The organism is Saccharomonospora iraqiensis subsp. iraqiensis, assembly GCF_000430445.1.
Classification (GTDB): Bacteria; Actinomycetota; Actinomycetes; order Mycobacteriales; family Pseudonocardiaceae; genus Saccharomonospora; species Saccharomonospora iraqiensis.
Map to the genome: position 1 here is coordinate 74,196 of NZ_KE387062.1, position 7,844 is coordinate 82,039.

Annotated in this window: 8 protein-coding genes; all 8 read right to left on the reverse strand. The window is 71.2% G+C overall.

The window, feature by feature from the left end; genetic code table 11:
* Positions 1–145: 145 nt before the first annotated feature.
* The 8 genes from ACTIR_RS0105480 to ACTIR_RS0105515 all read right to left on the reverse strand — a co-directional run bounded on the left by ACTIR_RS0105480 (position 146) and on the right by ACTIR_RS0105515 (position 7,641).
* A complete protein-coding gene (locus tag ACTIR_RS0105480; RefSeq protein WP_026453516.1) occupies positions 146–502 on the reverse strand; it encodes a rhodanese-like domain-containing protein in 357 nt (118 codons plus the stop codon).
* A 63-nt stretch (positions 503–565) separates the two neighbouring features.
* Positions 566–2,341 carry a sodium/solute symporter gene (locus ACTIR_RS0105485; protein WP_026453517.1) on the reverse strand — a complete coding sequence of 592 codons (1,776 nt, stop codon included), beginning with the start codon at positions 2,339–2,341 and terminating at the stop codon, positions 566–568.
* A 38-nt stretch (positions 2,342–2,379) separates the two neighbouring features.
* Positions 2,380–2,886, reverse strand: coding sequence for a hypothetical protein (locus ACTIR_RS0105490; RefSeq protein ID WP_026453518.1), 507 nt, complete (start codon positions 2,884–2,886; stop codon positions 2,380–2,382).
* A 6-nt stretch (positions 2,887–2,892) separates the two neighbouring features.
* Complete coding sequence (locus tag ACTIR_RS0105495) at positions 2,893–3,732, reverse strand: LytR/AlgR family response regulator transcription factor (RefSeq protein WP_026453519.1); 840 nt, start codon at positions 3,730–3,732, stop codon at positions 2,893–2,895.
* Between the two features lie 195 nt (positions 3,733–3,927).
* Positions 3,928–4,767, reverse strand: a complete 840-nt coding sequence (locus tag ACTIR_RS0105500; protein ID WP_026453520.1) for a S49 family peptidase — start codon at positions 4,765–4,767, stop codon at positions 3,928–3,930.
* A gap of 55 nt (positions 4,768–4,822) precedes the next feature.
* The gene (locus ACTIR_RS0105505) at positions 4,823–6,112 is read right to left on the reverse strand and encodes a sensor histidine kinase (RefSeq protein ID WP_026453521.1); all 1,290 of its coding nucleotides are present in this window, start codon (positions 6,110–6,112) and stop codon (positions 4,823–4,825) included.
* A gap of 215 nt (positions 6,113–6,327) precedes the next feature.
* Positions 6,328–7,197, reverse strand: a complete 870-nt coding sequence (locus ACTIR_RS0105510; protein WP_026453522.1) for an Fpg/Nei family DNA glycosylase — start codon at positions 7,195–7,197, stop codon at positions 6,328–6,330.
* 3 nt (positions 7,198–7,200) lie between these two features.
* Positions 7,201–7,641, reverse strand: a complete 441-nt coding sequence (locus tag ACTIR_RS0105515; protein ID WP_007025237.1) for a hypothetical protein — start codon at positions 7,639–7,641, stop codon at positions 7,201–7,203.
* Positions 7,642–7,844 lie beyond the last annotated feature (203 nt).

Consider the following 7,844-nt stretch of genomic DNA (forward strand, 5'->3'; position numbering starts at 1 on the left):
GATCCGGGGGCGGGCCGGTGTCCGGACGGCCGCGCGTCCCCGGTCGCATCCGGCGGTGGCGTGGCGATCCAGCGCGTCCGGTGTCCCGGACCGGACGCGCCCGCCCCGCCCTGTGCTGCCTGCTGCATACCCGCTCCGACCGGCCTCAGATCACCTCGGGGGGTGCGTCCGCACGGTCGGTGACCATCGGGCGGCCGTGCGCCTGCCACGCCTTCATCCCACCCTCGACGTTGACCGCGTCGACCACGCCCGCGGCGTTCAGCCAGGCCGCGGCGCGGGCGGACCGGCCACCGCTGCGGCAGATGACGTGGACCGGCCGGTCGTCCGGCAGGTCGGCGAGTTCACCGGTGCGCGACGGAAGCTCCCCCAGCGGCACGTGCACCGCCTCCGGGGCGTGTCCCGCGGCCCACTCGTCCGGCTCTCGCACGTCGAGCAGCACGAGCCCCTCGGACGGGAGCTCGGGGACCGGGGCCGAGGGCAGGTCATTGGAATCTGTCGTCACGGTTTCATTTTCGCACGCGTGCCCGTCCACCGCCGGTGCGGCCGTGTCCGGGGACACCGCGGCCTACCGACGGTGTCTGCCGCTGTAGAGCCGGGCGCGTTCGTCCGCACGGCCGGGGTGCAGCGCCTGCCGGTCACGGGTGAAGCCCAGCCGGTCCGGGGCGTGCATCCGCAGCATCACCGTGTCCACGTCCTCGGGAACGCGCTTCCCGGTCAGCAGGCTGATCACGATGGTGGTGGCGAAGGCCGCGGGCACCGTGAACAACGCGGGTTGGGTGACGAACCACGGTGCCCACCCGCCGTCGAACCGGCTGACGACGTTGAGCACGATCGCCAGCAGCACCAGCGAACCACCGACGACCATCCCCGCGGTCGCGCCGATCCAGGTGAGGCCGCGCCACCAGATCCCCAGTACGAGCAGCGGACAGAACGTGGACGCGGCGAGGGCGAAGGACAGTCCCACGCTGAGCGAGAGGTCCTCGATCGGCAGCAGGACCGCCCCCGTGGCGGCCGTCCCCGCCACGGCGACCGCGGCGAACCGGAAGTCCCGCACCCGCGCCCAGAGCAGGTCCGTGGAGATCACCGAGGCCACGCTGACCAGCAGTCCGGACGAGGTGGACAAGAACGCCGCGAACGCGCCGGCGGCGAGCACCGCGACCGTGACCGCGCCGGCCACGCCGGGCAGCATCGCCGTCGGCAGTTCCAGCACGGCCGCGTCGGTGTTCCCGGTCAGCAGCAGCTGCGGCACGTACAGCCGGGACAACGCCCCGAGCAGCACGGGGAACAGGTAGAACAACCCGAGCAGCAGCAGCACCTGCAACGTCGTGCGGCGCGCGGACCGCCCGTCCGGGTTCGTGTAGAAGCGGGCGAGCACGTGCGGCAGCCCCATCGTGCCCGCGAACGTCGCCACCAGCAGCGAGTACGTCCACCACAGGCTGTCGGTGTCCCCGGTGGGGCGCAGCCAGGAGGCGTTGTCCAGCGCGGCGTCGCCGACCACCGGGACGGACGACCCGGCCGGGAACAGCAGCTCGCTGCCCGCCGCGACGGGATAGTCGGTGCCGGGCAGCCACAGCTCCGCACCCGAGGGCCGCTCGGACGGGATGTGCACCACCGTCGGCTCGCCGACCCGCAGCACGACGTCGGACTCCACCGACACCGTGGTCTCCTCGGTGAACTCCGGCGGTGCGGGCTCGCCGAGCGGGCCCGCCGTGTCGGCACCCCCGCCGGCGAGGAACACCGCGCACAGCACGAACGCGGGAACGGCGAGCGCGAACAGCTTCACCCAGTACTGGAACGCCTGCACCAGCGTGACCACGCGCATCCCACCGGCCACGATGTTCAGCGTCACGATCCCCACGACGATCAGCGAGCCCATCCACGGCTCGGCCTGCGGCACGACGGTGCGCACCGCGAACCCGGCCGCCTGCAGCTGCGGCAACAGGTAGACGAGCGCGATGACCGCGACCACGGTGGTGGAGACCCGGCGCAGGGCGGCCGAGCCGAGCCGGGCCTCCATGAAGTCCGGCAGGGTGTAGGCACCGGAGCGGCGCAGCGGGGCCGCGACGAAGATCATCACGGTGAGGAAGCCCGCGGTGAACCCGATCGGGTACCACAGCGCGTCGGCGCCGTCCTTCATCACCAGCCCCGCGACCCCCAGGAAGGAGGCCGCCGACAGGTACTCGCCGGAGACCGCGGCGGCATTGCGCCGCGAACGCACGGTGCGGCGGGCGAGCAGGAAGTCGTCGGTGGTGCTCGCGTACCGGGACGTGCGGCTGCCGAGGTAGTAGGTCACCCCCAGAACCAGGCCCACGGCGCCGACCGCCCACGGGTTCAGCTCCACCACTGCCCCCCGCTACGCCTCGGCGCCCGCACGGGCACTCAGTTCTCGATCATGGCGACGAAGTCCCGCTCGTGCCGTTCCGCGAGGCGGTTGTACCACAACCCGACCGCGAACAGCAGTGGGAACGGCGCGACGGCGAGCAGCACCCAGGACACGGGCAGTCCGATCACCCGGACCGTGGCCAGGGTGGGCAGGAAGTGGAAGGCGGCCGGCAGCGCGCCGAGCAGCACCACCACCAGGCCGAGCAACAGCGCCCCCGCCCGCAGCTGCACCTTGACCAGGTCCCGGACGAGCAGCCTGCCCCAACTGGTCTGTTCGGCGAGCTCGACCTTGGCCCGCATCGAGTAGCTCGACACCCGTTTCGGCCTGGCGAGCACGACCCGCTGCCTGCGGGGCCGGGCGGCCCCGTCCGACCCGGACGCCGGGTCCGGCTCCGGGGACAACGTGACCGCGGGCCGCTCGGGCTCCGGTTGCGGCCTCCTGCCGAGCGTGGGGTCCGGCTCCCGGATGCCGCCGACCCTGCGGTAGATGTCCTCGTCGGTCATCCCCGGCTACCCCGCGCGCGAGGAACCGACCAGCCGGTCCTTCAGCTCCCGGGTGTGCCGCCTGCTGACCGGCAGGACCTTCTCCTCGTCGCCGAGCACGACCTGGTAGCCGCCCTGTCCCATCCGCAGTTCCGTGATCAGCGAGAGGGACACGAGGAACGAGCGGTGGATCCGCACGAACCCCGCGTTCTCCCAGTTCTTCTCCAGCTGGGAGAGCGGGATGCGCACCAGGTGGCTGCCCTCGGTCGTGTAGAGCCGGGCGTAGTCGCCCTGGGCCTCCACCCAGCGCACCGCCGACCGCGGGATCAGTTTGGTGGTCCCCGCCAGTTCGACCGGGATCACCTCGTCGTCCCCGCGGACCTGCGGTTCCGCGCCCGGGGCTGCCGCGGCGGCCGCGGCGGGCGCGGCGTCGAGTTTCTCCACCACCCGTGCCACGGCCTTGTCGATGCGCTCCTGCCGCGCGGGCTTGAGGACGTAGTCCACCGCGCCCAGGTCGAACGCCTCGACGGCCTCGGTGGGGTGGCCGGTGACGAACACCAGCACCGGAGCGGGATTCAACGAGGCGAACACGCGCGACATCTCCATCCCGGACAGCCCGGGCATGTTGATGTCGGCGAACACCGCGTCGACCGGCGGCAGCCCGCGCCGCTTGCGCATGTCGATCTCGTGGTCGGTGTTGCCGAGGTACCGCAGCGCCTCCGAGGCGTCCACGGCGGGGATCACCCTGCCGACGTGCGGGTTCGCGTCGAGACAGTGCTGCAGCTGGTCGAGCCCGGGTAGCTCGTCGTCGACAGCGAGGACGAGCAGTTCAGGGGTCTGGCGATGAGCACTCACAGTGACACGCATCCTGCCGTCTGCCGGGTCCGATGTCCACTACGCGCCCGGGCGAATCATCACGTGACGCCCGTTCGCCACAGAGTAACCACCCAAGCGTAACGAGTGCAGTGTGACCGCCGGAACCAGCCACCGTACCGGTGAACGCGAACACCCGGCGTGACGGCGATGATCACGGCCGGCGACGGCGGGGCACCGCCCGCGCGGTCAGAGCCCGAAGCGCGACCACTGCTCCCGGTGCTGCACCGCGTCGAGCAGCGCCGACGCCGGTGCGCCGACCCCCAGCCGGGCGAGCAGCGGCTTCCTCGGTTCCGCCACGGTGATCTCCGCGTCCGGATAGCGCCGGGTGAGCACGTCCCGGTAGTTGCCGAGGCCGTCGACGAGGCCGAGCTCGGCGGCACGGGAGCCGAGCCAGACGTCCCCGGTGAACAGGTCGTCGGTCCCGGCGAGCCGGGCGCCGCGGCGCTGCTTCACCCAGTCGACGAACATGTCGTGCAGCTGGGTGTGCAGCGAGCGCAGCCACGCCACGTCCTCCTCCTTCTCCGGGGAGAACGGGTCGAGGCGGGACTTGTTCTCCCCCGCCGTGTAGAGCCTGCGTTCGATCCCGAAGCGGTCGAGCAGCCCGGTGAACCCGAACGATCCCGTGATCACCCCGATCGAGCCGACCATGGACGTGCGGTGCGCGTAGATCTCGTCGGCGGCGCAGGCGAGCCAGTAGCCGCCGGAGGCGGCGACGTCCTCGGCGAAGGCGAACACCGGCACGTTCTTCTCGTCGGCGAGCTGCCGGATACGTTCGGCGATCAGCCCTGACTGCGTCGGCGCACCACCGGGTGAGTTGATCCGGAGCGCGACCGCCTTGAGCCGGTCGTGGTCGAATGCCCTGGTCAGGGCCGATTCGACGGAGGAGAGGTTGAGGACCCCGCGGGCCAGGGGGGACGCCTGCGGGTTGATGACCCCGTGCAGCTTGACGACGGCGACGACGTCCTTGCGCTCGACGCGCTCACCGAGCTTGGGAATGCGGCTGACCAACGTGTCCGTGCGGCTCATGCCGTCCACCCTACTGAGTGGTTCCGGCGTGCCCGCCCGTTTCCGGCGGGACGGGTCAGGAGCCGACGGGCGCGGAGGTGCGGGCCTGCGGCAGGTCGCGCCTGCTCCGGGTGGTGGAGGCCGCGTCCGGGTACTTGGGCATGTCCGGGTGCACGTGCCGGACGAACTTCGGCACGCGCATGGTCACCTTCATCCCCGCGCCGACGGCCGTCTCCACCATCAGCGAGTAGCGCTGGTCGTAGACCTGGTGCATCCGCCGGTTGATGGCGCTCAGTCCGATGTGCGCACTGCCCGACGAGTCCCGCATGTTCTCCAGCAGGGCGGGATCCATCCCGACCCCGTCGTCCTCCACGCTGATCTCCGCCTCGGGGCCGCGGTCGTGCGCGGTCACCGTCACGGTCCCGCCCCCCGGTTTGCCCGCGATGCCGTGCTTGACGGCGTTCTCCACCAACGGCTGGATCAGCAGGAACGGCAGGACCACCGACTGCACCTCGGGCGCGATCTTGAGCCGCACGTTGAGCCGGGCGCCGTACCGGGCGCCCTCGATCGTGAGGTAGCGGTCGATGTTGCGCAGCTCCTCGGACAGGGTCGTGAACGTGCCCTCCGCCCGGAAGCAGTAGCGGGTGAAGTCGGCGAAGTCCTGGAGCAGTTCGCGGGCCTCCTCGGGATCGGTCCGGATCAGCGACGAGATCGTGTTCAGCGCGTTGTAGACGAAGTGCGGCGAGATCTGCGCCCGCAGCGCCTTGATCTCCGCCTGCTGGAGCTGGTGCTTGGTCTCCTCCAGCTTGGCCGCGTGCAGCTGGGTGCTGATGAACCGGTTCACCGTGTCGGCCATCTGCACGATCCGCTTGCCCTTGGTCCGGCCGAGCACGAGCAGCACGGCCTCGACCTCGTCCTCGACGATGATCGGCATCAGCACGGCCGTGCGCATCCGACAGTTCCCCCGGTGGTCGCAGGGCAACTTGTCGTGCGAGACGACCTCGCGGCTCTTCCGGCGGATCGCCGAGCCGACCGGCCCCACCAGGTCGACGTAGTGGTCGTTGGCCTCGCCGTCCCAGGACAGCAGCGTCCCCTCCCGGTCGGAGATCCCGACCGCGACGCACTTGAGCAACCGGAGCAGCCGGGTCACCAGCTTGTCCGTCGCCTCCTGCACGAGGCCGTCCCGCAGGTCGACCTGGGCCTTGGACATCACCCAGACCGCTTCGAGCACGGCCTCGTCGACGGCGTGGCTGGGCTTCCGCCGCCGGACGAGGACGACGAGGATGGTGACCAGCGCGACGAGGCAGGCCCCGGCGGAGAACGCCACGACGGACTGCGTGGTCAACAAACCTGACACAGCGTCCATGCTCTGCGCTCCCACAGTGACATGCAAGACGTGACCGGATCACCCCCGAACCCCACCCCACCACCCACCGCCACAATCAGCTACCCAACGTCACCACCAGCCCCCGTCCGAGGGATGAACCGTGAAGGGCACCTTCCCTGCCTCCGGCGCAGCGAGGGGCACATTCACTGCGTGAGACGCAGGGAAAGTGCCCTTCACGGCAACACCCCGGGTGACTACTTGACGAGGCGGGAGAGGCGGCGGTCGGCGAGGGGTTTGCCGCCGGTCTGGCAGGTGGGGCAGTACTGGAGGGCGCGTTCGGCGAAGGAGACCTCGCGGACGGTGTCCCCGCACACCGGGCAGGGCAGCCCGGTACGGCCGTGGACCCGCAGGCCCGAGCGCTTCTCCTCCTTGAGCCGGGCGACCTCCTGCCCGACGGACCGCTCGACCACCGAGGTGAGCACCTCGCGCATCGCCTCGCTCAGCCGTTCGACGGACCCCTCGTCGAGCCGGCCCGCCGTCGCGTACGGCGACAACCGTGCGGTGTGCAGGATCTCGTCGGAGTAGGCGTTGCCGATGCCCGCGAGCACGGACTGATCGGTCAGCACCGTCTTCAGCCGCGCCGTGCGCCCCTGGAGCAGCCGGGCGAGTCCGGCGGTGTCCAGGTCGAGTGCGTCCGGACCCAGGCGCGCGACCGGGTCGATCTCGCCGGGGTCGTGCACGATCCACACGGCGAGACCCTTCTTCGTCCCGGCCTCGGTGAGGTCGAAGCCGGGTGCCCGCTGCTGTTCGGGATCGGACAGCCGGACCCGTAGTGCCACGGGCCCCTTCCCGGGCCTCGGCGGCGCCGCGGACAGCGAGTCCGACCAGCGCAGCCACCCCGCCCGCGCGAGATGGACGACCAGGTGCAGGTCACCGAGTACGACGTCGAGGTGCTTGCCGTACCGGGCCGCCCCGGTGACCTCCCGGCCGTGCAGGTCGGCGGGCCCGGGGCGGACGGTCTTGAGCACCGTCAACGAGGCCACGTCCACCCGGGTCACCACACGGCCGACCGCGTGCGTACGCAGGTGGTACGCGAGCGCTTCGACCTCGGGCAACTCGGGCATGGCTCACTCGACAGGTTGTAAGGGTCCGTCGAAGTCCGGAAGATCGTGCTTCTGGATCGACTTGGCGATGCGGTGCACCTCCCCCCGCACCTTCAGTATGCCCACGACCGTGCCGACCCACCGCTCGGACGGACGCTCGCCGGTGACGTCGCCCTCCGTCTCGGCGACCACGGTCCACGGCCTGCGCAACGTCCACCGCAACGGGAAGAACAGCGCCACCAGCAGCAGCGCCAACGGCACCCAGGCCGGCACCACGACGTCCTCGGGCATCCACACGACCAGCACGAGCCCGAGCAGCACCGCGACGGCGCCCATCGCGATCCCCGGGGTGTAGTTGGCCGCCACATCGTGCTCGAAGTCCTCCGCGGTGGCGGGCCGTCGCCATTCCAGCTGGGCCCGGATCACCCAGTCCCGGCCGTCGGACCCTCGGACAAGCCGGTTCATGCACCATCCTCCGCTGCGCCACTCCGCACTGGTTGTGCACGAAACGTTACCCCGAGCGTGAGCCGACCGTGAAGTCCACACCGCCGCTGATCGACTTCACGGCCTTCCCCGGCGATGTTCCACCCGTACGGGTGAAGATCAGCGCGGGCCGCTCCCCGCGTCGGTACCCGCCCGATCGGGGGTCGGGACCGCCGCGTCGGACC

Coding starts and splice junctions, on each gene's coding strand:
- ACTIR_RS0105490 (WP_026453518.1), bottom strand. CDS start 2,886: ATGACCGACGAGGACATCTACCGCAGGGTCGGCGGCATCCGGGAGCCG.
- ACTIR_RS0105495 (WP_026453519.1), bottom strand. CDS start 3,732: ATGCGTGTCACTGTGAGTGCTCATCGCCAGACCCCTGAACTGCTCGTC.
- ACTIR_RS0105500 (WP_026453520.1), bottom strand. CDS start 4,767: ATGAGCCGCACGGACACGTTGGTCAGCCGCATTCCCAAGCTCGGTGAG.
- ACTIR_RS0105505 (WP_026453521.1), bottom strand. CDS start 6,112: ATGGACGCTGTGTCAGGTTTGTTGACCACGCAGTCCGTCGTGGCGTTC.
- ACTIR_RS0105510 (WP_026453522.1), bottom strand. CDS start 7,197: ATGCCCGAGTTGCCCGAGGTCGAAGCGCTCGCGTACCACCTGCGTACG.
- ACTIR_RS0105515 (WP_007025237.1), bottom strand. CDS start 7,641: ATGAACCGGCTTGTCCGAGGGTCCGACGGCCGGGACTGGGTGATCCGG.